Genomic DNA, 25,751 nt, shown 5'->3' on the forward strand with positions numbered 1-25,751 from the left:
ATACATATGGACGCAACTATTGGCGTCCATATGTATTGTGTGTGGATCATGAGAGTTGTGGGAGCACGCTGGTAGCAAAGGCACGTAGACGTTCCATATCATCAAAATCAAACCACTGTAACATGACCTCTTCAGCTCCAGCCTCTTCATAAGCTCGTAGCTGTGACACGATCTGTTCAGCAGTACCAATGATGGATTTATTATCTGCGACCAGTCTGGCCACCAAATCTTCTGTTGAGAGGTGCTTGAATGCAGCATCCTGCCGAAAATTGCTGAGCTTGCTTTCAAGTTCAGCCATATCGCGCCCAAAGATCAGTCCATGCATAGCTGTACGCTGAACGGCACCAGGTTGGCGGCCTGCCTGTTGTAAGAGATTATCCAGCAACTTCGAGCGCTCCTGGAAGTCCTGTGGCGACAGGAAGACCCCATTCCAGATATCCGCGTAGCGCGCAACCAGCGGTAGCGTGCGTTTGACGCCATTGCCACCGATCAGTATGCGTGTTCCACCGGATCGCTGTGGACGTGGGAGCAGGATGGCTTCATGCAACTGGAAGAAGCGACCTTCAAATGTCACCGGTTCATCACTACGTATCAGGCGCGTCACAACCTCCAACCCCTCCTCAAAGCGGGCCATCCGTGTCTTGATATCGCCCAGAGCATGTCCGAAAAGATGATGTTCGCGTTCCTGCCAGCCTGCACCCAGACCGAGGATCATGCGACCTCCACTAAGATCATCGATAGCGGCGGCCTGACGGGCCAGCAACGTTGGCTCACGGAAAGAGATCGGCGCGACCAGTGGTCCAAAATGAATATTCTCGGTGCGATCCGCCAGGTATGTCAGCGACGTGATCATTTCTAAAGAATCTAAATCAGGTGGATTAGGATTGGTGAAGTGATCTGAGCGGAAGAGTCCGGCGAAGCCTGACTGATCTACCGTTGCGGCTATCTGTTTCCAGTAGGGCCAGTTCATGCCCATCTGGCCTTCAATCATTATAGAGACTTTTACCATAGAAATATCCTCAGCTTCCTTGAGTTTATGTTTTGACTATACACCGCTGAAAGCTGAAAGCGCAATATTGTATGTATGTGTGGTGAGGTGGATGCGCGGCCGCGGCCGCGCATCCACCTCACCACACATACATACAGTTTGATTAGATGAAAAGGTGAGTTCAACGGGAAAAATAAAAGCAGGAAGGAGAACATTAATCTCTTTCCTGCTTTTACTTTGCTTACTATGGCTTGCTGTGATTTAGCGTAGGGCGTCGCGGATAGTAAGACCAAAGCGTTCGACGATTGGTCCTAGTTTGGCGAGTAGGACGGAGCCGATGACTGTAGTGACGATGATATTGACGACGGCCCAGGTGATCCAGCTGGGAATAAACTGATTGGCGGTCTCAACGCCTGCATTGAGCAGTATATAGTTGCCGTAGAGTCCACCAATGATGTTGTTAGGGAGTACGGCACAGACCAGGAAGAAGAGGAAGCCGCGTTTGGTGAAGACATCTTTGCCGATTGGGCTTACGCCGAAGCGATAGGCGAAGAAGCGATAGAGCAGCATGGGAATGCAGAGCTGAATAAAATCAGCGGCTCCAAATGGAATGGCAATGATTGGCGGGAAGCCGGACATGAGGCCTGCGCCGACAAAATTACCGATATAGGCGATCACGAAGGCCCAGCCGCCGAACCAGAGTGCAAAAGGAATACCGAAGCCGATGGCAATAAAGAGTGGGCTGACACCAAGAGCTGGATTAGGCACCAAGGCTATAGTCAACCAGGATAATATCGTGTAGACAGCCGTAGCTACGGCTACCGTGACCAGCTGAGAAAGCGTGGGCCAGCCAGTGAAGCGGAACGAGTAGCGCACACTGGTAGATTCACTACCAGTTACCTGGGGTGGCTCATCTGGATAATCATGGGCAACGTTGACTCTGTCGGGCTGTTTCAATGAATCTTCCATTGAGGAAAAATCCTTTCTGCTAATGCTGCAAAAATAGTGAGCTGAAAAGAACAATAAATATTGTGTCTACTAATAAAGAACTACAATCCTTGATTTTTCTGAAGAATCAAGTGACGTAATTTGTTAAGTTGGGCGAGAACTTTATCTGTACTGGCCATACTAGTGGCGATGTTAGCTGTAGATTTTAGCGCGAACTGATATTGTTCTCTGATTTCTTGTCGTAGTGCTTGTTCATCTATATTGAGTGGCTTCCCATGTTCTACCACCACTTCTCCATTGACAATCACACCATCGATAGCCGTTCCATGTTCGCAATAGATCAAATGAAGGTAGGGATCGCGTAATGGTAGAAAGGCATCGGATTCCAGATCGATCAAAAGGAGATCTGCCAGTTGCTGCTCTTCAATACGACCGAGCTCGGCTGAAAGCCCCAGGGCTGCGGCGCCTCCCTCGGTGGCTGCGTGCAAAATTTCAGCTGGCTGAGGCCATTGATGATAATCTACATCTGGCAAATTATGCATCAATCCTGTTTGTTTCAGCACATCAAACATATTCTGCCGATCATTGCTGGCTGAGCCGTCACTACCCAGAGCCATAATTACTCCCTGATCGAGGGCCTCGGATAATGGGAAACGGCCACTGCCCAGGCGTAGATTACTGATTGGATTATGCACGACCGTGGTACCCGTGTCTGCCAGGATGCGTAGGTCGCCGGGCTCTAGCCAGATCGTATGAGCTAAAGACGTACCAGGACGGAGTAGTCCCATGTGTTTCAGATAGCGAATACCCCCCTGTCCAAGTGTGTCGCGAATGACCGCCGCCTGTAGCTCTGTCTCGACTGCATGCAGGTGCATACCTGTATGATAGCATTCTGAAAGTTCCAGACAAGTCTCTAACAACTCAGGACTACACCAGTGAATACCGCTTGGGCCGACCAGGCAGCGTAAGCGTCCATTCGCCGTATTGTTCCAGGTTGAGATAAACCGTTCCAGTGCCTTGACCTGCTGGTTGATAGGTGCCCAGTCCTTAAAGCGATCGGTAAACGGATGGCTTGGAAAGGTCATCCCATATTTATTGCCAGCCTCAAGCACCAGATCCTGGTCCTCAATCGATGGGGCCACAGCCGCGCGGATGCCCGCATCATGATAGGCATGCATCGTCGCATCCAGATATTCCGTTGAGACTCCAGCACTCGTCCAGAGATGATCCAGGACCGCCGTTGTGCCGGTTTTCAGCATCTCTAAAGCACCCAGCAAGGTGCTAAGATACACTAAATTCGGCGACCATTCAAGCGTATCTCCAAATAACGGTACCAACCATAGTTCCAAAGGCATCGAAAGAGAGGTAGCCTTCATGAGATTTTCCAGAGAATGTGTATGGGCATTTACCAGACCAGGCACCACTAAACGATTCTTACCTCTAATGACTCTTTCAACCTGCTGTGGATTAAAAGTTAAGCTACCAGTTGGACCAACCGCCGCAATCCTTTGACCGGCAATCAGAATATCTTGCTCATGCAATAATTTTCCTGGTTCATCTGGTGCCAGCAAGGTACAGCCACGGATAAGCAAATACTGTAGACCTGTGTTGGTATCTTCTACAGATGATCCGGGCGCATATGACTGTAAGCGTGGAACCGTTTGCATACAAATCTCCTCTATAGTGCAACCACTTAGCATAAATGATGGATGATCACTTCATACTGCAGCGCTCATGCTGAACGTAGCTGGTCAGCGCGATCATAGCAATCTACTGCGTCACGATGGCGTCCTAACGCATCCAGTGCGGTACCACGGTTCGTCCATGTTTGTGGATCATTAGGATCAATATGCATCGCCTGTTCATAAGCCATCAACGCTTCTTTATGGCGCTCAAGGGCGAAATAGGTATCTCCCAGTGCCACCCAGATATGAGCTTTTTCTGGATGAACCTCAATCGCACGATGGTACGCTTTCAGCGCCTCATCATACTCCCGCAGGGTGAATAACTTGTCCCCCCGCTTCTCCCAATCCTCGGCCGTTAAGGGCGTGCCTGGTGTGATTGGTGTGGCGGGCAGAGCCGGTGTCATGGGGCCGGCCATCAAAGCTGGTATGGGTGTAACAGGATTACTATATCCATGCGAACTGCCCGAGCTGCCAGGTCCTGTTGGTGGAACGCGTGACAAGGATCCAGATGAGGAAGACCAGCCAGCATCGATGTTCATATTTGGCTGTTTAAACTGCTGCATTCCCCGGGAATTTCCCGAGCGACTCATCAATGTTAGCAGGTCCTGTACCAGCAGATGGAGAGATGGATAGCGGCGCTCCGGTTTATTGTGCATGCCACGATTCAAGACTGGCAATAGTGGTTCATATTCATGGCGTTGCAATACCTGAGGAAACAACTGCTGACAGAGGACCGCGAACATATACTGATCGCTAGCTGGATTGACCGCGTTCCAATACGCCTGGGCATTGCCCTGTTGAGCTGCCTGCGCTGCTCGGTAGAGTTCCGCGGGCAAGTACGGTGTTGGTGGTGGCTGTAAACGGGCCAGACCAAAATCGGCGATCCAGGCGCGTTCAGGGCTGGAGAACAAGATATTTCCGGGCACCAGCGCTCCATGGTTGAGTCCACGTGCATGTGCCGCCTCCAATGCGGTCCCCAATTGCTGCAGGACCTGTAACAGTACTGCGGCTGATGAACTGCCTTTCTCGTACAGGGTGCGCTGGTTATCCTTATTTTGCAGATAAGCTACAAATTGTTGGATGGTACCAGGAATATACTGACAGAGCGTGAGTAAGTACGTCTGGGGTGGAGTATCCAGGCGTCCGAAAAACGCGCCACTACCACTGGCTGGTTGTTCCGGTGACCAGGTACTACAACTAAAAACCGATAGGATCGAGTCGTGGCGCAACGTTGTCGCTACTCTTACCTCACGTCTGGCTGCCTGCCACAGCTCAGGATTCGCCGTGCTGGCTGCGGATAACTTGATGGCCACCGGTTGGCCAGAGCGTTGATGGTGCGCTAGATAAGCATGACCGCTTCTTCCAATACCCAGAAGTTTGTGGACCTGATAGATCCCCAGGGTAGTATGAGCCGCCAGCGCGCCACATACGCGGCAAATGGTCTCCTCCGACTGTAGCGCGTGCGAAGGATGTCCAAGACAAAACGGAGCCATGTGCCTGCCCTGTGGCTCGTATTGTGTGTTGTGATCCATCTCATTCTGCCTCTCTTCTGAGATAGTGGAAGCCTTCCTACATAACACATTTTGACGGTATCAAGATATCAAGCAGGAGGGATACCTGTTTGCCTTGTAGTGCCCCTGGTTTGTCTATCCCTCTTGCTTGTATGTTTAGCTGTTTCTATCTAAAGGTTCTAAGTGATTTGATTGATACAGGTGACGATGAAATGCATTTTGTTTTTCTGGCTGTAGTGCCCGTGAAAGCTCAGATTCAGCTGGCAAGAGTGGGCGTACAGGGTGGGCCGCATCGGTCCTGGGTTGCCGGACTGGTTGCTGATATTGAGCATCACCGGTGTTCTTCTGGCGCTCATCACGTAGCGTGCTTTGGGAAACCTGTCCCATGATATTGTTCTGCTGCTCTTGTAGCAGATCAACCTCACGGATGACGCGATCCAGGACCATACGCTCAAAATTAGCATTTGCCTGGCTTGTAAACAGACTGGACTGCTTGATCTCATTCAATGCTTCATGGATACGTCTTGTCAGATTGTTAATCGATCCCAGTGCACCCGCGATGCGTCGCCACTGCCCTTCCTGCCGGCGTTGGATATGGGCCAGTCCCAGATAGACCGAGCGTAGTTCAGTCGCCCCCTGGGGCATCTGCTGATTGGGTGACCATGGAGGCAATCCCTGTCCCAGGCGGTCTACACCTTCTTGCAGTAGGCGGCACTCTTGTGTCAGTTGATCATATTTAGCGCCACGCTGAGAGAGTGCACTGATACGATCCAGCATCAGGTTTAAACTCATCGCGATCGGCAGCAAGGGACCACTCACTGTTGGAGCGCGAGCGATGATATCACCGCGAGCCACCCGTGCATGCACCTCGCGCAGGGCCGCAATCCCTTCCTCCATTGCTTGCTTATCCTGTGCTGAACGTGTAGCCTCATCAGCCTCCCGGCGTGTTACCTGTAACTCCCGACGAGAGATTACCAGTTCACCGCGCATCTGCATCGTCAGGTGGTTATTTTCCAGCAATGTCATCGCCTGACGAGCGATCACGATCAGGATCAAGGCCAGGGCAACCACATCAGCCAGGATCAATACTGAGCCACCATGGCGAGCCACATCTGTCAGAAGAATAGCGCAGGTACCCAGGACCAGGATAAACGGAGCGATCGTCTGGGCAGTCATACTAAACTGTGTCAGGCGGTTTGGCATCAAATGTGAACTACCTGTCAGGCGTATATTCTTTAAGCGCTCATCCTGCTCCTGCTCGCGAGCCACACTACGTGGATACTCGACCGCGGCCAGACCAATCAGTGAGAGACTCAACGGCCAGAGTACATCCTGCAGCGTGCCCGTATTGAAGCTGCCCGAGAGATTATAGAAGGCCAGCAAGCTATCAGTAACCGCCAGGAAGAATAGGCCCATACATAATAGGATAAAGACAGGTTGCTGGGCGCGATTGGCCAGCGGACTGAACATTAAGAATGCACCGATGGCAACCAGAAACAGATCTCCGGTTGGAAAGTAGATAGAGAGAATTGAGGCACCGGCGCTGGGTGATTGTGCCAGGCTAGCGATCAACGGACTTAGCAGATAGAACCAGGAGAGTGCCAGCGCTGTACCGATAACTGCCAGAGCATCCAGGAGGAGCCGGGCCCGTCCGGCAGAGGCTTTATTGCGGCGCGTCAAGAAGAGCGTACCCAGCAAAAAGAACGGATACGAAGCCACAAAGCCAATATCATAGATGCCTGGAAATGGTACTTCAGCGCTATTCATGCGCACATCATAACTGCTCCAGAGCGCCTGTCCACTGGCATAGAGGGCGAGGGCAATAGCCAGGAATGCCCAGGCCAGGAACGCCCGGTGAGCCGCCTGTGCTTCATTATGGATATTCGCCAGCTCGTTAGGTGAACGCCGTTCCGCTTTCTGTAAAATCAGTTGATGGCGTACCTGATTGGAGACCTTATATAAGCGCAAAGCAATACGAGCACAAAAGACGAAACCGATTCCCTCGCCGATAAACTGTAGTACATCAGAAGCGCTCTTCAGCGAAAAGCTCTTACCCGGTACCTGTCCAAATAGAACCATAACTATCAGGAACAGCGAGAAGGCTGCGGAAAATCCCAGCACGATCCAGGGTCCATAGCGTTCGGCCCAGTAGTCCCGTGCCAGGGCCTCACCATGGAAGAACGACGTATCCTGAGCTTTAGGTTGTCCGAGGCCAGCCATCTGTTCCTGCCCAAAGGCGGGACCAGAGTTTGGCATCATCGGATTAGGAAGCTGATTACTCGCCGGTCCACCCAGGTAGCCCGAAAATTGAGATGCTTCATTGTAAGCCATAAATGATCCTCTCAGACTACACATACACTATTTCCCAGTGCAGCCAGCGCTGCCCCGGTTATCTGCCAGCTGGTCGGAGCCAGCGATCCAGGCCAAGATACTGGCCCGCACTACTTAGCAATAAGCCAGGAAAAACTAGCAGAAAAACAATCATCACACCCACATCAAATGAGCCCTGTCCAAAGAAACCATCCAGTAGCCCGGCCCCCATGAAGCCTAGCAGGGTGAGAGCAATACCTATAGTACATGCAAGCTTCGTGAAAGCTCCAAAGATAAGGGCCATGCCCAGGCCTATTTCCAGCAAGAGCATCATGACCACGAACGCATGGACATTTATCTGCGCGAGGTGTAGCCACCAAGCAAACCAGTTAGAGATGACCGGTGTCTGGCTACTCGCGGCATGTGACAGCAGCAAGAGATAGGTATTTTCAATGTTTGCATGCCACTTCAGCCATGCGTCCCCCACACAAAAACATCCCATCAGAACCCGCAACAGAACGACGGTGCGCCAGCGCCAGAGTGCCAGCTCCACATTTGTCGTTGGTCGAGAAATGGCTTGCGGCATTGGAGCATGCGAAGTGGCGCCAAACCGGGCGACATCCGCTTTAGCCAGCCACGTTTTCTCGGCCAGCCTACGATCCTGTTGCACATCTTGCACATCTAAAATTAACTTGTTTTTCACAAATACTTCTCCTGGCACGCCGCTCTTGCATGCATAAGAGGTATTGTCTGCGAGCTTGTTCGCAAGCTTTAAAACTTCAACTACAATATCCATCTTCCTGGTAGGATAGAAGAGCCAGATGCCGCTTCCCGATCAGTCTGGTTCTCCTATTTTTCTCCCTCTGCCAACGGGAAAGTGTTTTCCTATCCAGGTGATATCACTACAGGTCCGAAATCTATGTTGTGAGTATAGAGTCCCAAGCTTTCCATGATCTCCCAAATTTCTTCGGCAGCATCTCGAATGGCGTTGACGCCATCTTTACGCTGCCTTAATACAGCTCAAAAGAGCCTGTAGAAAAGCACAAAGCTGCCATCATCAAAGACGTTAAGAGCAAGATTCTGTCGGGATATGCCTGTCATGCGTGTGTGAAATGCAATCGGAGGTGTGTTATACCAGCATTCTGTCAACAGAAAACGGAGATATATGTAGAAGCTAGCGAGTAAAGTTGGATGTCTCTGTATAAGAAAAGATAAGAGTCTTGTGCCAAAAAAAAGAAAAACAGCTTTGTCTTATACCAGTCTTACCAATTCCGCTTTATCGTGAGGAGCGCAGAGGATGTCTTTTCTGAAGAAGTAAGCTCAAAAGTGCATTCGTACCGAACCGTTATCAACCGGCGTAAACCGCCTCGTTTTTGTAAATTGGCTGTCAAATAGGGCTGTCAAAATCTGGTGTCCAGCCGCATTGAACAAACCCTGTTTCTACCTGCCCTTATGGCTAAACTGATCCGATCACAATCTCTCCTTTTTTCGCGATCTGATAGTGGTGGTCGAGTTCACTCATGGCATCCCGTTGCATGGCAGGAGTGACATGCGAGTAAATGTTGAGCGTAATGCTGACATTGGCATGACCCAGCAGTTCTTGGATCACCTTGACGTTGACTCCCATGGACAACAGGATGGTGGCCGCCGAGTGGCGCAGATCGTGGAAGCGGATATCTGGCAGGTTCGCTTTCTGCAAAGCCTCCTTGAATTGTGCCCGCAGGGATGACGGCTAACCTCGCCACGACCTATTGGACACATACCTGTCGGGATTGTTAGATCAAACAGCTTTTTCAAGTTGTCCAATCCGCTCTCCAGACTGATAGGCTGTAAATCCCATTATTATGGTAAAAATCCAACAATTATCCTGATGAATCAGCGGTCTCAGAACGGTCTACCACAAAATTGTCACATATTAGTCATTATCGGATTGACGACAAACGTGTTTTTCGAGAAACGGAGGATTCATGAATAGCTTTAATTGTAAATTATTAATTGTGATTTTTCTTGTAGGATTAGTTCTAACTATTTCGAGCTTTTCTTTTGAACCATCTGCTTTTGTAGCTTCAACAACACCAACCCATCTAAGGTTACTTTAGCTCATTGTGCTCATATTTTGGTAAAAGTGCAGGGCACAAAAAATATATCAACATGCTTAGATAACCTCAACAAAGGATCAATAAAATCACATACGGGTGTGGTTGGTTGCGATGATAATTCACTGGAAATATTTTCTGATGCAGGCTATAGTGGATTTACTATCTGTTTCCAAGGCAGTGGAAACGTTAATATGACTGATTATTATGGTCCTGCTCCTTATTACTGGTGGAATTGGAACGACCAGGGAAGTAGCTATGTGACAGGCTGCACTAATGGCGTCTTCTATACAGATACAAATCAGAAAGGTCATTCTCAAGGTTTTGCAGGTAATCAGGCTCAATACCTTGATGGTCAAGGTCTCCGTCTGCCTAACGATAGCTTATCTTCTATTCGTATCAGTTATGGCTGCTAGGTATTTGCAGCAGAGAAGGTAACGCATATTAATGCTACTCTGTAGATACGCTCTGAATTGCAAAAAAACTTTTGCTTGCGGTAAGCGATTTCACAGAGTAGCGTTAATATTATGTTTGAAAAGAAAGGAGAGGCGATATTCTTCAAAGCCAAAAAAGCCACGAGGATTTCGTTATGAATATATGAGTATTTACACAATGTCATCTAATGATGGCACAGTCTATGCGTTGAAATCCCAAGATGGGACACTTCTCTGGCAACACGCCCTTGGTCAAAAACTGATTGGTGGTCTTTCTGCCTCAACAAAGGCAGTATTCGTTGGTACTGAAACAGGGATTATCTATGCGTTGAGATCCCAAGATGGGACACTTCTCTGGCAAAAAACAGTTCATGATACATTTTTCCACCTTTCTCCCAGGATCGTTTATCAGACAATATACATTGGATCTTCAAACGGAATCTACGCTTATAATGCGTATGATGGATCTCTTATCTGGCAATTTTCGTCTCCGGAGAGCCATCATACAAACAATAGAGTATCGACAGTTACTAAGGGCGTTGTTTATACCTTTTTAGATGGTCTTTATGCACTTCAGGCCAGCGATGGAGCACTCCTCTGGCATGATCCACGTTTCCGCCTTACACCAGCCTATCTCACGATAAGAAGTGGAAAGGTTTATGTTCCGTCATATGAGCATAGCCGTATTTATGTGTTATGTGCAAACGATGGCTCTCCTTTAAATAATTTTGAGGGCAGGCATATGATAGCAAGCGATACCATACTCTACATCTCTAGCATGAGTAAAGGGTTATATGCAGTAGATACCAAAGATGATAGAATCATTTGGACAAACCCCACCTTCACATCCAAGATAGCCGCAGTAGAGGGTAACACAATTTATTGTGTGGCATCAGTAATCCAGACACCATCAACTCCAGGTATGGTAAACCCTCATTCTACAAAAGCTGATCTAGAATCTCTCCAGTCTACGAGAGTTTATGCGCTCGATGCAAACAATGGTTCTCAAAAGTGGTCTTGGAGTATTCCTTATGCAGGTGGAATCTCATCACACCCTTTAGCACTGGAGGGAAACATCTACTTCAGCGCCATTGGCGGAATGTACGCGCTACGAGGTGATGATGGGGTTCAACTTTGGAATACTCTGGGCAAGAAGCTTCTCTCTTCTGATCCAACATTTGGATGACCCATATTTCATATTACCGATCGATTTCAAAGGTTAAATCATCGGTCATGGCTTGTGGCAACTTATTTAGGTCAACCTCATAGTTTCCAAAGCGCTTAATGTGTTGGGGGTGGTAGGGAGAAAGCGCGGTAAGATCCTCGTTGGTCAAGACAAAACCTTCTTGTGCCATCCCATTGAGGACATTACTTATGGTAAATATGATTACTAAATGGCGTAGTTTTTTGATAATTCCGTGGCGCTTCTTGCAGAGGGCCTTCTCAACAAACACGTTCCTCAATCGGCTTTTCAAGCCTTTGCACCACGATGGGAAAGAAAAAGGCAACCCTAGCATGCCGCTAGAGAATTGTCCAATTTTACCGCCATCAAGTAATCACATGTACAGCATGCGCTCTCTTCATCCTCTCCAGTTCTTCTTGTGATGCTCGCATCTGTTCCTGATAGCGGCGATTTGCCTCAGCGATTTTGGCTGCTGCATCCTCGGCCATCTTTTGCAACGTCGCCTTTGTTTCAGCCCGGGCTTGCTGGAGCGCCAGGTAGTCTGTATGAGCATGCGCGACTTCATGAGCATCCAACGATCGGTTCATCAGTGATGTGGTTTTTGTGGGATGAGGAATACATCAAGTTTACCCATACCACTGAACGTCAGAAGTACCAGAATCTCAAGCGTGAGCCGCGTGTGGCTATCACGATTACTGACCCTGATGACCCGTACACTTGTGCCGAGTTTCGTGGGGTGGTTGATAAGATCGAGGAAGATCCCACTGTAGCCTTTTTTAATACCCTAGCAGAAAAGTATGGCTCCTCCTTGCGTTATCGTGGTGATCCGCGTGTGGTTTTGTGCATAAAGGTTGACCGCATCCTGGGGTACGTGTAGGCGGTACTGCCCCCTCATGCCTGCAACTTCTGCAACCAGCCAGTTGCAGACATGAGCTTTTTTAGATGTAATTGTCCTGTGATACGTTCCAAGGGAGAGTGAGGAAGCGGCCTTTCACAGCCACACCTATCGCTCCCGGTAGATAAAAATGCTTCTGAGCCACGCTGTAAATGTTCCATATCGATCCAGACCTGTTTCACAGGTCTGGCATTTGAGAGCAAAGGGATGGAAGCAGGAATGAAAGAACTTGTGAATACTCTTCACGTTTCCCGATCAGGCTGATAATCCTGGGCATTCATTCCAAAGGTCCAGGCAATGGCTTCATCAGCGCTATTAATCAAGGGGGGCACACGCAGATAGTATTGCCTCTTGGTGGAGGGGTCTTGGACCTGAACAAAGCGGGCGACGCGCTCGGGATCGCGGTACCCCAGTTTGATCTCGATGAGCTTACCACGTCTGCCCGTATCGATGAGCCTGCCGCCAATCATCTCGACAAAACGCTCGTTGCCAAGGCGCTCCTGGATGGCACGCCGTACCTCCACATTCCGCTGCTGTATCCAGTCCCGTTTCGTCAAGCGCTCAGGGTGCAGGATGATGTTCTTCGGCACCGTGACCCCATGCCAGGCATACCAACCCCAGCCATCGCGATACTGTAGACATGGACCTGATGCATTATGCCAACGTCCCTCTTCGTCACGTTCCAGAAACACTGGCTTGCGCACCAGCACAGCTTCCTGGTCGTGCAACTGATACCCCCAGACGAGTTCGCTGAGTCGCATCAAATTGAGATACTTGTTTTGTATGATGTGGTCGATGGGTGCTTGCACATCCTGTAGCTGTTGCTCAGGAATCCGTTCCAAGACTTCGTGTAAGAAGCGAGCGCAGGCAAGTTTAGGGGCATATTCGTAGGCATTAGCGCTATTAGATACACAGAACTCTACTTCTACCCGCCACCATCTATCCCCCCATGTGTTGTCCCCTGTATATAGCCTTAACAGATATTCCCTCGCATGCGCCCATGATATGTTCCTCACATTCTCTTTCACACGTGATGCTACATCTTCTTTTATACCACCGAGAAGAGAATACACTTCAGTACCTATAGCATAGCTCAAGAAGGATTGATCGCTAAATTCAAGCCAGCGACTCAAGTCTGTATGGAGTGATAAAGAAAAATCCTGGCGATATTTGGTAGACGGTATCCTCAGACACTCCTGTACAAAGGGGAAAGGAGAATCGAGCCAGCGAATAGTTGGGGGAGCACGTTTGGCACTGCAATAAATGTCATAGAGAAGTGTTTTTACTTCCTCTTCATCAATAGGAGCGGTAGAGAGCAGAGCAGCAACCTGTTCGCTGACAAACTTGGGAGCATACTCGTGAGCATAGGCTTTTTGCTGAGCACTGAGTAGCAAATGCAGCTGAATTTGTCCAGAGGAGTCTATCAAGTTCATCAGTCTCTCACCAGTTCCTCTTTTCGAAACGCTTTAGGACTATACTCGCGCTGCCGAATGACCTGCCAATATCCCGGTTCCAACTCAATAGGAGCATGCTCCTCGTGGACGATCTTGCTCCCAAGCACCGCACTTAGAAAGAGCTGTCCGGCATTGCTCTGCCAGCTCTGGCCTGTGGTGAGCCGATGGGCGTGGCCAGTGGCCTCTCCTTCAACAAGGATGTCTGTTCTGCGCTCAACCAGTGCATCTGGTAGGTCAGCAACTTTGACAAACAGGACATCGCCCTGCCGATGCATGATGATTTTCTGGTCCATAAAGCCTCCTGTACACAATCTGTTCAGTGGTGTTTTGTCCCCGGTCGCAACAAATGAACGGTTTTGAAACTCGTCAATCGGCTCATAAAACCGGTCGATTACGAGATGCTGCAATGCACTCATTTCCAGGCACCAATGCATAAAATCCCATCGAAGAAAGGATGCAGATACATATGAATGCTGCAGGTAATGCAAGCATGCCATAATAAAGAAGAATGTCAAGAAAGAGGAAAAATATATACCAACCAGAATATTGACGCATGAACGCTTTAAATTCCTGGAAAAGTTTCAGTTCGCGTTGTCCAGCTTCAAGCATGTCACTCTCTCCTCTTTCATGAAGGACGTCCTTCTTAGAAAGCCGACGGTTTTGCGACTCCTCTGGGAATGACCTCATCAGAGTCTTGGGCACTCTTCTGGATAAAGGTCAGGTTTCTTCTTGCTGTGAATGACTGGCAAGGGAGCGCAAGAGCAACGCCTCAGCTTCCACTACCTTCCCCTGCTCCTGATAACAAACCACAAGGTTGTTGAGGACGAATGCTGTGTCAGAGTGTTGAGGACCGAGTTGCTCCTCACGGATCACGAGCGCTCGTCGGTACAATGGCTCAGCCTCCACATACTTTCTTCGCTGGTGATAGAAGAAAGCCAGATTGTTGAGACTGGTGGCTATATCAAGATGGTTGGCCTCTAGGAGCCGTTCACGGATGGTCAGGGCGCTTCTCAATAATGGCTCAGCTTCCGTACCCTTCCCCTGCTCCAGGTAGCAAGCCGCGAGATTGTTGAGGCTGATCGCGGTGTCAAGGTGGTTCGTCCCCAACCGATGCTTGCGAATCGTCAATGCCCGCTGATACAATGGCTCGGCCTCTCTATACTTTCTTTGCTTGTGGTAGAGGAAAGCGAGAGCGTTCAAACTGGTTGCCATGAGCGGATGGTCCGCTTCCACCTCTTGTTCATAGATGGAGAGTGCTTGCAGATACAGCGGCTCAGCCTCTCTATTTTTCCCCTGTTTTCGGTAGAGGTCTGCCAGCATGAGCAAGCTGCTAGCTCTGCCAAGTTGATCTGTTTCCATGAACTGCTCCTTTCCTCATTTACGAGGCGAGGCTCGCGCCCTAAAGATGATTTGGTGTTACAAGTAAACGAACGAATTCAAGACTCATCAAACGGCCGGTTGTGAGATGCATTAAGAAGCAGACTAAGATGTCCTAAATCTCTCACAAAGAATTGTCCAGAGATTCTAGCCCTATCCCAAGTATCCCGCTATGATCTCAGTCGCTTTCACCTGAGAGCTATAGAATTGGCAGATAGTGGGATGAACGGGATCAAAAAGCACTGGATGCGTACTCTTTAATGGACAGGCAACGTAATTTGCCTTGCTAGTAGATACCCTCCTGGTATAACGTTGTTGGGTCTCTGGATGATGCCATACGAATTCAAGCCAGTGCATCAAATTGCCATCTCTGTCTATCCTGGCCTCACAGTCTATCACTGTTGCGGTTGCCTCCACTCCATACTGTGTGAACCAGGCATGAAAGCCAGGCTGCAGGATAGCAATGAAATCGCGCCTCTTTATGACGTACATACATATCGGAAAACCAATCAACGACACGATGGAGGTTGCTGTAAGGATGTAAGGTTGAAGTGTGAAAGGGAGGAAGATAACTTCAAAGATAATTGCAAGGCCAAGAACAATGCCGAATGGGAATGGCAGGAGAGATGGGAGGCTCTGTAGAAAAATCTCCTGTTCAAGCCGTTTATTCAAAGCTATCCAATCTCTTTGTTTCGCCTCATCCCAGGATGGGTCATACATATCTGTTCCCCCGCTCTTTCTCTCCCTCTCATTGTCACAGAAAACGAACGGTTTTGAGACACCTCATCAAGAGAGCATCGTTCAATTGGGTCCAATGATCCGATTCTGTTATGCCGTCTCGACCACATCTTTCGTCACGAGTTGGATCTGTTGGCAGACGATAAGACTTTCCTTTATCCATGCGCGCAATATTGCTTGCCAGTCCTGCCAAACCCTTCTCTCGATAGTGTTTGATCTAGGGGATATCTGATAGGCACGCGCAAGCTGAACCTGGGTGATACTGTCTTCCAACCCAGGGCGGATGATAGCAAAACGTTCCAACGCTTGCGTTCTTTGGGCCTCTGAAAGGGCTATAAGCGGCAAGGATGCTCATCCATGATAAATACCTTCTCGCATAAAAGAATCTAACAACATCATTCCCTCTTAGTATACTTGACTGCCAGAATAATTACCAAGAAATTACCAGCTTCATTTCAAATTTACAAACAATGTGATGCCGAGATAGCGGAAACGACGCTTGACTGACAGAAACGCCCTGTGATAAAATAAGCACAACTTTTTTAAAAGCAAACAGCAGTATATCACAGAAAATATATTGATGAAGCAATGGTGAAGCGTTGACAACTCCTCCAACGAATGTTCATTGTCAGCGTTTTTGCTCATCTTACGAATGTGTTCGCGCCGCGTGTGGCGCACGGTGAGGAGAGAGAGCAGAAATAGAGGCTCTACCATTACCCATTCTTTCTGGGTACAAACCAGTTCTTCTTCTCCGTGAATACCGTTCGTAAACAGGTGTGCAGCGTATCTACCGCGCGAAAAAGCTCAAGCTTGTTTGAAAAGGTTCATGCTACTTCTTCATCTGTGAAGGAGTCGTAGAGAATTTTTTTGCAAAGGTAGCATACCTCATGAACAAATCAACAGTTCCTACGAACACGAATCCGTCTGTAGGACGCACGTCTCTCGTGCTTCTTCTCGTTATCGCACTTTTGAATACGATGGGTATAACGATCATTGTACCTATTGTTCCGTTTCTCCTGCTCCGATACCTGGCTCATTCGAATAATCTCGCAGTCACTGTGGGATGGCTGACCGCAGCCTATGGGATCTGCCAGTTGATTGCCGCGCCAGGTTTAGGCGTTCTGAGCGACCGTTTTGGGCGACGCCCCATTCTCTTCATCTGCCTGCTCGGTTCCGTGTTTGGCTATCTCATCCTGGGCCTTGGTGGTGCGCTCTGGCTGTTCTTCCTCGGACGCATCATCGATGGCCTGACAGGCGGCAACATCAGTGTCTTGTTTGGCTATGTCGCTGATATCACGGAACCAAAGGACCGTGGCAAGTACTTCGGTATGCTAGGTGCTGCGGCAAGTATCGGTACTCTCATTGGCCCTGTGCTTGGTGGACTTCTTGCTGCAATCAACTATAGCGTACCATTTTTTGCCGCCGCGGGCCTTCTCCTGCTTACTCTTGTCTGGGGATACTTCTTTTTACCAGAGAGTCTGCACAAAGAGCACCGCATCACTTCGATTGCGATGAGCGAACTCAATCCTTTGAAACAACTGGCGTCCGCATTTCGTGTGGCAAACTTGCGCTGGCTCCTGCTGGCCTGGTTCTTGTATGCTTTTCCGGTGGGCATGTTACAGACGACGATCACTGTCTTGATGAAAGATAGTCTTGGCTTCAATGTCACGCAGGCCAGTCTCGTGATCACTGTGCTTGGCGCGGTAGATATTCTGGTACAGGGTGTGCTCGTTGGCTGGTTACTCGCAATGCTAGGCAACATCAAACTCGGTCTCATTGCCTTCGTGCTTGTCGGCATCAGCTATCTATTGCTTGGTTCTCTCGCGTTTCTCGCCACGCCAATTCTCTTGCTTGTCGGAATCACACTCTTCGCAGGTTCGGGTAGCCTTGTCGAAAACGCTGTGCGAGGTCTCATCTCTGGAATGGTTGGACGGAGCGAACAGGGTCGTGTGATTGGAGCTACGCAATCGCTGCAATCGCTTGGATGGGTTGTCGGACCGCTCGTCGGCGGTTTCGTGTACGCAGCATGGGGGCATTTTCAAGCATATGCCCTGGCTTCGTTCAGCACTATCCTCGCCATTGCCTGTCTATGGATCGCTCTTCCGCTTCTTCAGAAGCATCAGGCGAAAGAGCAAACGTCTGGTGGTGAACAAGAGGCTGCATCGTTATCGCTTGAAGAGAACTGAAAAAGTTCTGCCCTATCGCTTGCTTTTGAGGGAGAGGAGAAATATTGCCCTCCCTCTTCCTTCTCATAAACTTCTTAAGGAAATGGGTGAACTCATTGCAAAAAACGCACGATTTTGAAACTCGTCAATCGGCTCATGAAACTATAAATACGAGGTGGTGCGTCTCTGCGTATCGACCGCTGCATCCACCAGACGATTATCGGTCGCATTATAATTGAACGTAATGCTATTGTTGTTCTGGTTTACAACCTTACTCTCCGAAACACACAAGAACATCTCTTACCTATTTCGCTCATAAATTATGTGCTATAATTTTTCTTTAGCGAACAAACTAATTGTTCAATTTAATGTATAAGAAGGGATTTTAAACTCATGAATAATAACGAGCATAGTAATCCCTCTGAACGCAAACATTCAGCTCACATTTCTGATTTTTTTAATATTGATAATAATCAAATTTTTTATGAAATAGCTGGAGAAGGCTATCCTGTTGTTCTTGCTCCACAAGAATTACCACTTGACTGCGGTATCTGGGATACTCAATTTTCCTTTTTTGCACAGCACTACCGTACTCTCCGCTACGATTTACGTGGTTCTGGGCGATCCTTAAGTTCTGATACAAATACAACCTACTATTCTGATGTAAATGACCTTATCTCACTTTTAGATCATCTTAATTGCTCTTCTGCTTGTATCATTACTTCAAAAACTAAATTCGCTTTTGATCTTATATATAACCATCCTGAAAGAATACATGCGTTGGTACTCACCTCTCCAGAAATACAAACATTGGGATCTGCTTTGCTTTCTTTTCCAAGAACGATTTCTTATACGAGAGAAATGTTATCGATTCTTACAGCATTACGACAGAATGATGATTATGCTGTAGGCCAATTATTTCTAAAGAAATGGAATATAGATTCTTCTTCCCTTTCTTTAGAAACGTATCAATGGTTGCTTAACATGACTATTAAAAATATTCCTACATTTTCGGCCAACGTTGGAGTTCAAAAAGCGAATGTAAGAGGCCTTATTAATTTAAAGTCGATATTACCCAACATCAAAGTGCCAATTTTGATGTTGATTGGCACGAATGCACCTGTTGGCATATCTAAGACCGCGAACACATTACAAAAATTACTTCCATATACACAAAAAGCATATATTCCCTATAGTCATGTTTTACTTAACATAGAAAATCCAACAACATTCAATCAGTCGACTCTGCTTTTTTTGCAAAAGACTTTAGCTGCATAGAGCTACTGTACAATCTTCCGCAATCCCTTCCAGAAGGAGTGCCGTCTTCTCTTCCTTACTTGAAGGCTTCCTGAACTGATCGACCAAAACAGATCGCTCGGTAGAATAAGGCCGCAAACAAGATTGCGGCCGTATCTTCTATGGTGTCATGCATCCCGATCACACAATCCACGACTTCTGCAATAGTTTCAGACTGCATGCGTGGATAGCAGGCATTTAGTACAATCCTTCGACGAGCAATCCTTGCTCAAAAAGCTTCATACCCTGTTCTGCTTCAGCTTTTCTGGCATTTTGGATAGCTTCAGGGGTAGCAGTGGAAGTAGTTTTACTTACGGCAAGCATGCGCATTACCTTTTCTCCTTTTCATCGTCAGAATGAGGGATCAGAAAGACCAGAGCGTAGGAGATGAGGTTTAAGGCCGCAATAAAAGGTAGTGTGCCACTAATGGCTGCGATATACTGGGTAGTATGGGCGCTGGTGGTGGGCTGTGTCCCTAGAAAGAAAAAAAAGATCAACCCTATAATTGCTATCCCCAGAATATTGCCTACCTGGAAAGCTGTGGATAGGGCACCAGCCGCAGCGCCAGCGTCCTGGCCTTGCACGCGTCTGACGATTGAACCTACGAGTGGTGTTAACCCAAATTCTTGTCCAATGCCCTGAATAATTAAAGCAGGGGTCAGTATCCAGCTAGATACGGAAGAGCCCGCTAACAGTATAAATGTCAGAACGAGAAAGACGCCTATGGCTGTTGTGATATAGCCCAGGCTCAGGATGCCTCGTCCCAGATGTGGGAGCAGCCGTGGGGCCAGCAGTGATGAAACGAAGAAGCCCGCCGAGTAGGGAAGAAAGGTAAGTCCCGCGTGGAGAGGCGAGAAGCCAAGACCGACTTGGAGGAACAGGGTAAAAACAAAGAGAAATCCAGCATTTCCAGCAAAAAAGGCCATTGCGATCACCATTCCTACCGCAAAGGATTGTTGTTTAAACAATGCCAGTTTCACCAGTGGTGTTCCCCCACGCCGTGTCACGCGTTGTTCATACCAGATAAACAGGGCGCAGAAGGGGATCGAGGCGATGAGTAGACCGATCATCCAGAGCGGCCAGCCAATTTCCCGGCCATCAACCAGGGGGATGACCAGCAGTAGGAGTGTTATCGTTACAATCCCTACCCCCATGATATCCAGCTGCATGCGACCCTTGGGCTTTGGCTGATTGACCAGCAGGATGCTTGAGCCCACCAGTGCGAGCACGCCGAATGGGATATTGACCAGAAATGCTGGTCGCCAGCTTAAGCCCCAGAGGTTGGCTTGAACCAGAATGCCACCGAGCAGTTGACCTGCAATAGCAGCCAGGCCCATAGCGGCGCCAAACACTCCGAGTGCGATATTGCGCTCACGACCAGTGAAGGTGACCTGGATAATAGAGAGGACTTGTGGATACATCAGTGCGGCGCTGATCCCCTGGATCACACGTGCCACAATAAGGATAGGGATGGTAGCAGCCAGCCCACAGCCCGCAGAGGCCAGAGTAAAACCTGCTATTCCAATCATGAAGAGGCGTTTGTATCCATAGAGATCGCCCAGGCGACCTCCGGTGATGACTAAAACCGCATAGGCGAGCGTATAACCAGCGATTACCAGTTCGATCGAGCTAAAGTCTGTGTGCAGCTCTTTACTGATAGAAGGAACGGCGACGTTTACGATAAAAATGTCGAGGATCGCCATAAATGTGCCAATCATAACAATTGCCAGAACAAGCCAGCGATGCGGATGAACAAGTGTTTCCTGCGATCGTCCTGCCTCTGTTTGTTCTATGAGAGTGCATTCTTCTAGCGGAATAGCCGATGTGGACATAGGAATCTCCTTTTTCTATACCTGGAAATATTTGAAAATGGACCATTTAGTCCATTAAATTGAACCATGCAGTCCATTATAGCAGAAGTGGACTAGGAAGTCCAGATTATGGTATACTCAGAGGCAAGAATACTCTCTTTTCGCACCTTGTGACGACGAAATGGGAGCACAGGAGAGGAAGGAGAATCAACAATGCAGAAGGAGTTTCTCACCCCACGAGGGTATAGGAGTCGTGAGCGTATTCTCACGCAGGCCGCGCAGCTGGTCTATGAGAAGGGTGTTCAGGGCACCCGCCTGGACGACATTTGCGCGGCGATGGCTGTCAGTAAAAGCCAGTTGTACCATTACTTTGCTAATAAAGAGAACCTCGTGCTGGCGATCATTGAACGGCAGACGAGCAATGTTCTGGCCGAAGAACAGCCCTGGCTCGATCATCTAGACAGTTGGGAGGATCTCGAACGCTGGGGGGCATTTCTGGTTGCCTCAGTAGAAAAACGGCAATGTATCGGGGGGTGTCCACTTGGCTCACTGGCGAGTGAGCTGGCCGATCAGGACGAGGCAAGTCGTGTGGCCCTGGTCACTTCTTTCGATCAATGGGAAGGCTACCTGATCGAGGGCTTGACTGCTATGCAAGAGCGGGGTGAACTCCGAAAGGATGCGAACCCGGCCGAACTCGCGGTCGCGGTGATGACCAGTTTGCAGGGAGGACTCCTCTTATCCAAGACTCGCAAGACGACACAGCCACTACAGATTGCGCTGCGCACGGCATTCAGCTATGTGCGCTCGTTCGCGTCCTCAGTAGAAGAGCATCGTAAGTGACGGCACGTTGTTCGTGCAAAGCAGGTGGGCTGGCCTGCAATTTCCGATTTGTGAAGCATATCACGTTTGGATCAGCGGCCAGAACGGCAGCGGACAGATGGTTAAAGCCTTTTACGAACCTGGCGCCGGTAAACGCTTTGGCGACAACTGCAGACGACGGCTGACCATCCAGGTCTTCAACGGGAGCATTGGTATTTGTCGCGTCGATGATCGTCTTACCTTCCCAGCTCGGCAAAGCCTTCGCAACCTCGCGGTGTTCCCAGAACGGGACCGCTAAGATGATTGTGTCGGCCTCGAGTGCATCCCGCAGCGACCTGGCGACGACCGTGGGTCCAATCGCCCGAGCCTGAGGTGCCAACGCCTCGGGCGGCCTGCGGCTCGCGACGGTTACGTCGATGCTTTTGCGGGCGAAGGCGTGGGCGAGGGCCTGGCCTATCGAGCCGAATCCTATAATTGCATAACTCATAATGTTTCTCCAATTCATGTTGATATTAATTCCCCGGCCTTCAACGGCGCCGGGTTAACCGCTTCGCTGCATGGCGACCTTTGCGAGATCTTCTAGAAGCTTCTGATGAGTGCACCAGAACACATCGGGAGCTTGCTTCACCAGCGCCAGCCGCAGGACCGCGTCGGGTCAGACCTGAGACATGCCCCCGTCGACAACGAGATCGATGGCCGTCCCAATCTTGCCAAACCCGATAATTGCATAGCTCATTGAACTCTCCTTTGATAGTCGTTGGGAACAGGGAGATCGCCTGGGCGAACGTCGGCTCCAGCCTGTCCCGACGCGTAGTTAATATCGACATCCGGTCATCATACCTGGCCGATGCCACCGTCGTTCATCAGATCCGCACCTGTCATGTTGAGACGAGGTCCTTTTTGTTTTCCTGGTTGAGAGACATGCGTTTTGTGTTTCCTCAATCACTGTGATAGCGTATAGAAGAGCGATTGCCTTATGACAAGTACTGACCTTTTGGTAAGTGTCATTTAGGCTTGAGTTGCTCGCAAGAGGGCAAATAGAGGTGTACATGAGGACCGCTCTTTGCCGTTGCTTCCGAGGAAGGAATGATGCCCTCACTATCTGTGGAGGTCCTCACCATTTGAGAAGGAGTTACCTGGTATGAAGAAGACGCACTATACCTGTGGTTTGGATGTCGTCCTCGAACTGATCGAGGGCAAATGGAAGTTTCTCGTCCTGTGGAACCTCGCCAGCGGACCCAAGCGATTCGGTGAGTTGCGAAGGCTCGTTGGGGGAGTCAGCGAGAAGATGCTCATCCAGGAGTTGAAAGAGATGGTGGCGGACAACATCACGATACGGCAGGATTTCAAAGAAGTCCCTCCGAAGGTGGTCTACTCGCTCACCGAAAGTGGAATGGCCCTCGCCGAGGCTTGTAAGCCGCTGTGTATGTTGGGAACAGAGATCGCGAACCGAGAGGGATTGACTATCAGGCCATTTGAGTTGAGTCTGGAGCGATAGAAGAGGCGTTAGCTCTTTATGGGTAGAATAATTATTGAGTATGATATTTTTGACTCTTTGGGGTTGGTTCTATTCAGGGAGCCAAAAAAATGGATGAAGAGAGGATCTCTATGCCTTTACATCCCAGTGGTGGAAAATTGCAGATGCCTGTTGAAACCGAGGCCGATGTTCTTGCATTGTTTGAAAAAGCGCTTTCCCTTGCTTTGACGGCTGGCCCTCTGGCGGGAGAGCGCTATCGTAGGGATATTGAGGATCATTTTTACTATATTGGTGCGCTCTATCCACAATATGTTCGTCCCTTACATGAGGCGATGGTGCGGTTGACCGGCAAGCAGTTTGACTTTTTTTGTTTTTCCTTTGCTGAATACCTCTATCTGCTTCGAGGAGCTTCTGATTTCTGTGTTGATCATCTCATGCAACGCCTCCAGCTTCCTCATCAGGGAAGCACTTCCCACTTTCTTGAGTCAATGCTTGCCGCAATAGGAACGCCATCTGCATTGGCTGCGATGGCTGAATATGCAGAGAGAAATCAGAAAGAACGCGTATTCAGGGAGATGGGATTCTGGCTCCCAGGTGGTGGAAAAAGCGCCGTGCCTCGTTTTACGCATCACCGTCGCGCCATGCGTTTTCAAGCTCTTGATGAGGCGTTGTCAGCCAGTGAACAGGAAACGCGATCTCATCCCGTCGGACTTCCGCTCTCTTTCATCGCCGAGGAACCAGTACCTGATCTCATTGTCTGGCACTATGTGACGCTTGATCTCGCTCAGATTGATGGACTTCCTGCCACGCTTTTTTCGCAGGCTCATCTGGTGAGTTCGCCTTCTAATGGGGAATGGAACCTCTTTTGTGCGATCTCACCGCAGAATCGGTATACGCAGGCAACATTGCGTGCTGCTGAAGATACAGATTTTGAGGATGAAGCGTATTGGCGACAGCAAGCAGATACCTGGAAAACCGCGACGCGAGGAGAAGTCGTCCTTTTACCATATGATGATCGCCTCATTTATTGTAACGGCCACACGCAGCAGACTGAAGGTGTCTATGGTGATGTGGGAGGGCCTCCATTGGGTCTGGCCGAGCCACCGAATTGCCCGGTCTGTCACAGATTGATGTTTCATGTTTGTACCGTTACCAGTGGAATTCGTGCGTATGGTGATGGTTTTCGTAGCCTCTTTCTTTGTGAAGATTGTAACTATGTTGCCTCCCAGGCCATGGGATGCAACTGATGGATATGGAGGCGAGTCGTAATCGTACGAAAATCATGCAAGAGCTTGTGGCGTCAAAAACGATGGTGATTTCTTCTATGCATTGTATGGGATACCTCAGCGGACAAAAAAGATAAGGATAAAATAATATGCTGGAACATAACTTTTGGCTTTTTCGAGAAGGAGAAAGAGCATATAATGTCAATCAGGAACATGGCTCATGAACAGAGCAGGCGTCGATTGATGGCGCGAAAATGGTCTTGAGCGTCGGCTCGCGCATCTCTCGTGTTAGCGATGGTTCTGCGTGCCTCATCGTTGGTTTCTTGGTTCGTGTCGCAAGAAACCAACAATTGTGAAACGTCAACCCAACACAGCAGGCCTCGAAAAAGCCCAACAATGCAGCTTCCCCCACAAGGGGAACGCGCGGTTTTTTCCAGAAAACTAGAGGAGGATCCTTTGCATGATTTACATAAGTCACATTCCATCTTCCCCGCTCAACTTGTATATTGATGACCTCTATTACCTGGATGGCCCTGCCCCTCATTCCCGTTTGAAAACGTTTCCTGTGCCATCGCCGCACTTGATGGTGAACTTTGGCCAGGCTTTCTCTGTGTCACTGTCGGATCAAGCCCACCCCTTTGCTACCTGTAGGCAGAGTTGGTGGGTCGGAATGTTTAGCACCTCCCACATCGTGGACTGGCCGTCCTCCGTGCAGTTTTTCGGCATTCACTTCAGACCGGGGGGAGCCGCTGCGTTCTTGCACGTGCCCCTCTCTGAATTACATAATCAGGTCGTTGCGCTGGATGCTCTCTGGGGACCCTCCGCCGCCGAAATGCGGGAACGGCTCCATGACGCGCCAACCATTCAGGCAGGATTTGCCCTCTTTGAGCAACTTTTGCTTGCTCGCCTCTCTTGGAATCTGCCAGGGTTAGACCTGGTGCATTCTGCTCTTGGAGAAATTACCCACCATCATGGCACCCTGTCGATTCGCAAGCTCAGTGATCAACTTGGGATCAGTCAGAACCACCTGAACACTCAGTTCAAACGACTGGTTGGCATCTCCCCGAAGGAATTCGCACGGCTTTCGCGATTTTTCTCTGTCCTGCGCTCGATTGATCCAATGCAGCCAGTTGATTGGACGTTCATCGCGCACCAGGCCGGCTTCTATGACCAATCCCACTTCAACAAGGATTTTGTGACGTTGACTGGCTACAGCCCAACCAATTATCTGCGGCTGCGCCGCAGGATCTCGACTCAGGATCCACAACAGGGCCAGTCTCTGGGCCAACTGCCAATTGAGTGAATTTTTACAAGCAGGTTGTCCGCAACTTTTGCTAT

At 49.1% G+C, this 25,751-nt stretch carries 26 protein-coding genes and 1 pseudogene; 10 read left to right on the forward strand and 17 right to left on the reverse strand.

Annotation, left to right across the window (positions count from 1 at the left end; translation table 11 throughout):
• Positions 1-46: 46 nt before the first annotated feature.
• The 7 genes from EL633_RS31315 to EL633_RS31345 all read right to left on the reverse strand — a co-directional run bounded on the left by EL633_RS31315 (position 47) and on the right by EL633_RS31345 (position 9,165).
• On the reverse strand, positions 47-1,009 hold the full coding sequence (locus EL633_RS31315; protein WP_126631142.1) for a TIGR03560 family F420-dependent LLM class oxidoreductase: 963 nt from the start codon (positions 1,007-1,009) through the stop codon (positions 47-49).
• A gap of 240 nt (positions 1,010-1,249) precedes the next feature.
• Positions 1,250-1,957: a hypothetical protein gene (locus EL633_RS31320; protein ID WP_126631143.1), complete on the reverse strand. Its 708-nt coding sequence runs from the start codon at positions 1,955-1,957 to the stop codon at positions 1,250-1,252.
• An 80-nt stretch (positions 1,958-2,037) separates the two neighbouring features.
• The gene (locus tag EL633_RS31325) at positions 2,038-3,603 is read right to left on the reverse strand and encodes an amidohydrolase family protein (RefSeq protein WP_161982603.1); all 1,566 of its coding nucleotides are present in this window, start codon (positions 3,601-3,603) and stop codon (positions 2,038-2,040) included.
• A 65-nt stretch (positions 3,604-3,668) separates the two neighbouring features.
• Positions 3,669-5,153, reverse strand: coding sequence for a protein kinase family protein (locus tag EL633_RS31330; protein ID WP_126631145.1), 1,485 nt, complete (start codon positions 5,151-5,153; stop codon positions 3,669-3,671).
• Between the two features lie 135 nt (positions 5,154-5,288).
• Complete coding sequence (locus tag EL633_RS31335) at positions 5,289-7,463, reverse strand: hypothetical protein (RefSeq protein ID WP_126631146.1); 2,175 nt, start codon at positions 7,461-7,463, stop codon at positions 5,289-5,291.
• A gap of 58 nt (positions 7,464-7,521) precedes the next feature.
• A complete protein-coding gene (locus EL633_RS31340; RefSeq protein ID WP_126631147.1) occupies positions 7,522-8,145 on the reverse strand; it encodes a DoxX family protein in 624 nt (207 codons plus the stop codon).
• A 753-nt stretch (positions 8,146-8,898) separates the two neighbouring features.
• Positions 8,899-9,165 (reverse strand): site-specific integrase, encoded by a 267-nt coding sequence (locus EL633_RS31345; RefSeq protein ID WP_126631148.1) that lies wholly within the window; start codon positions 9,163-9,165, stop codon positions 8,899-8,901.
• A 567-nt stretch (positions 9,166-9,732) separates the two neighbouring features.
• On the opposite strand from EL633_RS31345, the gene EL633_RS31350 reads away from it, so the two are divergent.
• Both EL633_RS31350 and EL633_RS31355 read left to right on the forward strand, forming a co-directional pair.
• A complete protein-coding gene (locus EL633_RS31350) occupies positions 9,733-9,954 on the forward strand; it encodes a hypothetical protein (protein ID WP_126631149.1) in 222 nt (73 codons plus the stop codon).
• Positions 9,955-10,135: 181 nt separating this feature from the next.
• Positions 10,136-11,158, forward strand: coding sequence for a PQQ-like beta-propeller repeat protein (locus EL633_RS31355; RefSeq protein WP_161982605.1), 1,023 nt, complete (start codon positions 10,136-10,138; stop codon positions 11,156-11,158).
• Between the two features lie 13 nt (positions 11,159-11,171).
• Here the strand turns inward: EL633_RS31355 and EL633_RS31360 are convergent, their stop codons facing one another.
• A complete protein-coding gene (locus tag EL633_RS31360) occupies positions 11,172-11,447 on the reverse strand; it encodes a Tn3 family transposase (RefSeq protein WP_161982606.1) in 276 nt (91 codons plus the stop codon).
• A gap of 73 nt (positions 11,448-11,520) precedes the next feature.
• The gene (locus EL633_RS36810; protein ID WP_161982608.1) at positions 11,521-11,742 is read right to left on the reverse strand and encodes a hypothetical protein; all 222 of its coding nucleotides are present in this window, start codon (positions 11,740-11,742) and stop codon (positions 11,521-11,523) included.
• Positions 11,743-11,747: 5 nt separating this feature from the next.
• Here EL633_RS36810 and EL633_RS36815 point away from each other — a divergent pair, with 5 nt between their 5' ends.
• Positions 11,748-12,032, forward strand: a complete 285-nt coding sequence (locus tag EL633_RS36815; protein ID WP_246039342.1) for a pyridoxamine 5'-phosphate oxidase family protein — start codon at positions 11,748-11,750, stop codon at positions 12,030-12,032.
• A gap of 260 nt (positions 12,033-12,292) precedes the next feature.
• On the opposite strand, the gene EL633_RS31370 is transcribed toward EL633_RS36815, so the two are convergent.
• The 4 genes from EL633_RS31370 to EL633_RS31385 form a co-directional block, all read right to left on the reverse strand.
• Positions 12,293-13,483 carry a DUF6745 domain-containing protein gene (locus tag EL633_RS31370; RefSeq protein ID WP_126631153.1) on the reverse strand — a complete coding sequence of 397 codons (1,191 nt, stop codon included), beginning with the start codon at positions 13,481-13,483 and terminating at the stop codon, positions 12,293-12,295.
• Positions 13,483-13,797, reverse strand: coding sequence for a DUF8820 family protein (locus EL633_RS31375; RefSeq protein WP_218027619.1), 315 nt, complete (start codon positions 13,795-13,797; stop codon positions 13,483-13,485). The genes EL633_RS31370 and EL633_RS31375 overlap by 1 nt, the downstream gene beginning before the upstream one ends.
• A gap of 82 nt (positions 13,798-13,879) precedes the next feature.
• Entirely contained in the window at positions 13,880-14,113 is a 234-nt protein-coding gene (locus EL633_RS31380; RefSeq protein WP_126631154.1) for a hypothetical protein, read from the reverse strand.
• A 108-nt stretch (positions 14,114-14,221) separates the two neighbouring features.
• Positions 14,222-14,863, reverse strand: a complete 642-nt coding sequence (locus EL633_RS31385) for a tetratricopeptide repeat protein (protein ID WP_126631155.1) — start codon at positions 14,861-14,863, stop codon at positions 14,222-14,224.
• Positions 14,864-16,506: 1,643 nt separating this feature from the next.
• Here EL633_RS31385 and EL633_RS31390 point away from each other — a divergent pair.
• Positions 16,507-17,805, forward strand: a complete 1,299-nt coding sequence (locus EL633_RS31390) for an MFS transporter (protein ID WP_126631156.1) — start codon at positions 16,507-16,509, stop codon at positions 17,803-17,805.
• Between the two features lie 141 nt (positions 17,806-17,946).
• Here EL633_RS31390 and EL633_RS37955 read toward each other — a convergent pair whose 3' ends face one another.
• Positions 17,947-18,075 carry a hypothetical protein gene (locus EL633_RS37955; protein ID WP_281275961.1) on the reverse strand — a complete coding sequence of 43 codons (129 nt, stop codon included), beginning with the start codon at positions 18,073-18,075 and terminating at the stop codon, positions 17,947-17,949.
• Between the two features lie 102 nt (positions 18,076-18,177).
• Here EL633_RS37955 and EL633_RS31395 point away from each other — a divergent pair, with 102 nt between their 5' ends.
• On the forward strand, positions 18,178-19,062 hold the full coding sequence (locus EL633_RS31395; RefSeq protein ID WP_126631157.1) for an alpha/beta fold hydrolase: 885 nt from the start codon (positions 18,178-18,180) through the stop codon (positions 19,060-19,062).
• Between the two features lie 216 nt (positions 19,063-19,278).
• Here EL633_RS31395 and EL633_RS37960 read toward each other — a convergent pair whose 3' ends face one another.
• Complete coding sequence (locus EL633_RS37960; RefSeq protein ID WP_281275962.1) at positions 19,279-19,410, reverse strand: hypothetical protein; 132 nt, start codon at positions 19,408-19,410, stop codon at positions 19,279-19,281.
• Positions 19,410-20,912, reverse strand: coding sequence for an MFS transporter (locus tag EL633_RS31400; RefSeq protein WP_126631158.1), 1,503 nt, complete (start codon positions 20,910-20,912; stop codon positions 19,410-19,412). The genes EL633_RS37960 and EL633_RS31400 overlap by 1 nt, the downstream gene beginning before the upstream one ends.
• A gap of 192 nt (positions 20,913-21,104) precedes the next feature.
• Here EL633_RS31400 and EL633_RS31405 point away from each other — a divergent pair, with 192 nt between their 5' ends.
• Positions 21,105-21,731, forward strand: a complete 627-nt coding sequence (locus EL633_RS31405) for a TetR/AcrR family transcriptional regulator (RefSeq protein ID WP_126631159.1) — start codon at positions 21,105-21,107, stop codon at positions 21,729-21,731.
• Between the two features lie 61 nt (positions 21,732-21,792).
• Here EL633_RS31405 and EL633_RS31410 read toward each other — a convergent pair.
• Positions 21,793-22,197 (reverse strand): annotated as a pseudogene (locus EL633_RS31410) (NADPH-dependent F420 reductase); the annotation flags it as partial.
• A 105-nt stretch (positions 22,198-22,302) separates the two neighbouring features.
• On the opposite strand from EL633_RS31410, the gene EL633_RS36820 reads away from it, so the two are divergent.
• From EL633_RS36820 to EL633_RS31430, 4 genes are all read left to right on the forward strand, one after another.
• Positions 22,303-22,449: a hypothetical protein gene (locus EL633_RS36820; protein ID WP_161982612.1), complete on the forward strand. Its 147-nt coding sequence runs from the start codon at positions 22,303-22,305 to the stop codon at positions 22,447-22,449.
• Between the two features lie 402 nt (positions 22,450-22,851).
• Positions 22,852-23,208 carry a winged helix-turn-helix transcriptional regulator gene (locus EL633_RS31420; RefSeq protein WP_126631161.1) on the forward strand — a complete coding sequence of 119 codons (357 nt, stop codon included), beginning with the start codon at positions 22,852-22,854 and terminating at the stop codon, positions 23,206-23,208.
• An 89-nt stretch (positions 23,209-23,297) separates the two neighbouring features.
• On the forward strand, positions 23,298-24,434 hold the full coding sequence (locus EL633_RS31425; RefSeq protein ID WP_126631162.1) for a hypothetical protein: 1,137 nt from the start codon (positions 23,298-23,300) through the stop codon (positions 24,432-24,434).
• A gap of 439 nt (positions 24,435-24,873) precedes the next feature.
• Entirely contained in the window at positions 24,874-25,716 is an 843-nt protein-coding gene (locus EL633_RS31430) for a helix-turn-helix domain-containing protein (protein ID WP_126631163.1), read from the forward strand.
• Positions 25,717-25,751: the final 35 nt, after the last annotated feature.

It is taken from the genome of Dictyobacter alpinus, assembly GCF_003967575.1.
Lineage (GTDB): Bacteria > Chloroflexota > Ktedonobacteria > Ktedonobacterales > Ktedonobacteraceae > Dictyobacter > Dictyobacter alpinus.

What these genes read in the sequence shown, in the direction of transcription:
- EL633_RS31315 (WP_126631142.1), bottom strand. Translation starts at nt 1,009, where the DNA reads ATGGTAAAAGTCTCTATAATGATTGAAGGCCAGATGGGCATGAACTGG.
- EL633_RS31320 (WP_126631143.1), bottom strand. Translation starts at nt 1,957, where the DNA reads ATGGAAGATTCATTGAAACAGCCCGACAGAGTCAACGTTGCCCATGAT.
- EL633_RS31325 (WP_161982603.1), bottom strand. Translation starts at nt 3,603, where the DNA reads ATGCAAACGGTTCCACGCTTACAGTCATATGCGCCCGGATCATCTGTA.
- EL633_RS31330 (WP_126631145.1), bottom strand. Translation starts at nt 5,153, where the DNA reads ATGGATCACAACACACAATACGAGCCACAGGGCAGGCACATGGCTCCG.
- EL633_RS31335 (WP_126631146.1), bottom strand. Translation starts at nt 7,463, where the DNA reads ATGGCTTACAATGAAGCATCTCAATTTTCGGGCTACCTGGGTGGACCG.
- EL633_RS31350 (WP_126631149.1), top strand. Translation starts at nt 9,733, where the DNA reads ATGACTGATTATTATGGTCCTGCTCCTTATTACTGGTGGAATTGGAAC.
- EL633_RS31355 (WP_161982605.1), top strand. Translation starts at nt 10,136, where the DNA reads ATGAGTATTTACACAATGTCATCTAATGATGGCACAGTCTATGCGTTG.
- EL633_RS36810 (WP_161982608.1), bottom strand. Translation starts at nt 11,742, where the DNA reads ATGAACCGATCGTTGGATGCTCATGAAGTCGCGCATGCTCATACAGAC.
- EL633_RS36815 (WP_246039342.1), top strand. Translation starts at nt 11,748, where the DNA reads ATGTGGTTTTTGTGGGATGAGGAATACATCAAGTTTACCCATACCACT.
- EL633_RS31370 (WP_126631153.1), bottom strand. Translation starts at nt 13,483, where the DNA reads ATGAACTTGATAGACTCCTCTGGACAAATTCAGCTGCATTTGCTACTC.
- EL633_RS31375 (WP_218027619.1), bottom strand. Translation starts at nt 13,797, where the DNA reads ATGGACCAGAAAATCATCATGCATCGGCAGGGCGATGTCCTGTTTGTC.
- EL633_RS31380 (WP_126631154.1), bottom strand. Translation starts at nt 14,113, where the DNA reads ATGCTTGAAGCTGGACAACGCGAACTGAAACTTTTCCAGGAATTTAAA.
- EL633_RS31385 (WP_126631155.1), bottom strand. Translation starts at nt 14,863, where the DNA reads ATGGAAACAGATCAACTTGGCAGAGCTAGCAGCTTGCTCATGCTGGCA.
- EL633_RS31390 (WP_126631156.1), top strand. Translation starts at nt 16,507, where the DNA reads ATGAACAAATCAACAGTTCCTACGAACACGAATCCGTCTGTAGGACGC.
- EL633_RS31395 (WP_126631157.1), top strand. Translation starts at nt 18,178, where the DNA reads ATGAATAATAACGAGCATAGTAATCCCTCTGAACGCAAACATTCAGCT.
- EL633_RS37960 (WP_281275962.1), bottom strand. Translation starts at nt 19,410, where the DNA reads ATGCGCATGCTTGCCGTAAGTAAAACTACTTCCACTGCTACCCCTGAA.
- EL633_RS31400 (WP_126631158.1), bottom strand. Translation starts at nt 20,912, where the DNA reads ATGTCCACATCGGCTATTCCGCTAGAAGAATGCACTCTCATAGAACAA.
- EL633_RS31405 (WP_126631159.1), top strand. Translation starts at nt 21,105, where the DNA reads ATGCAGAAGGAGTTTCTCACCCCACGAGGGTATAGGAGTCGTGAGCGT.
- EL633_RS36820 (WP_161982612.1), top strand. Translation starts at nt 22,303, where the DNA reads ATGAGTGCACCAGAACACATCGGGAGCTTGCTTCACCAGCGCCAGCCG.
- EL633_RS31420 (WP_126631161.1), top strand. Translation starts at nt 22,852, where the DNA reads ATGAAGAAGACGCACTATACCTGTGGTTTGGATGTCGTCCTCGAACTG.
- EL633_RS31425 (WP_126631162.1), top strand. Translation starts at nt 23,298, where the DNA reads ATGGATGAAGAGAGGATCTCTATGCCTTTACATCCCAGTGGTGGAAAA.
- EL633_RS31430 (WP_126631163.1), top strand. Translation starts at nt 24,874, where the DNA reads ATGATTTACATAAGTCACATTCCATCTTCCCCGCTCAACTTGTATATT.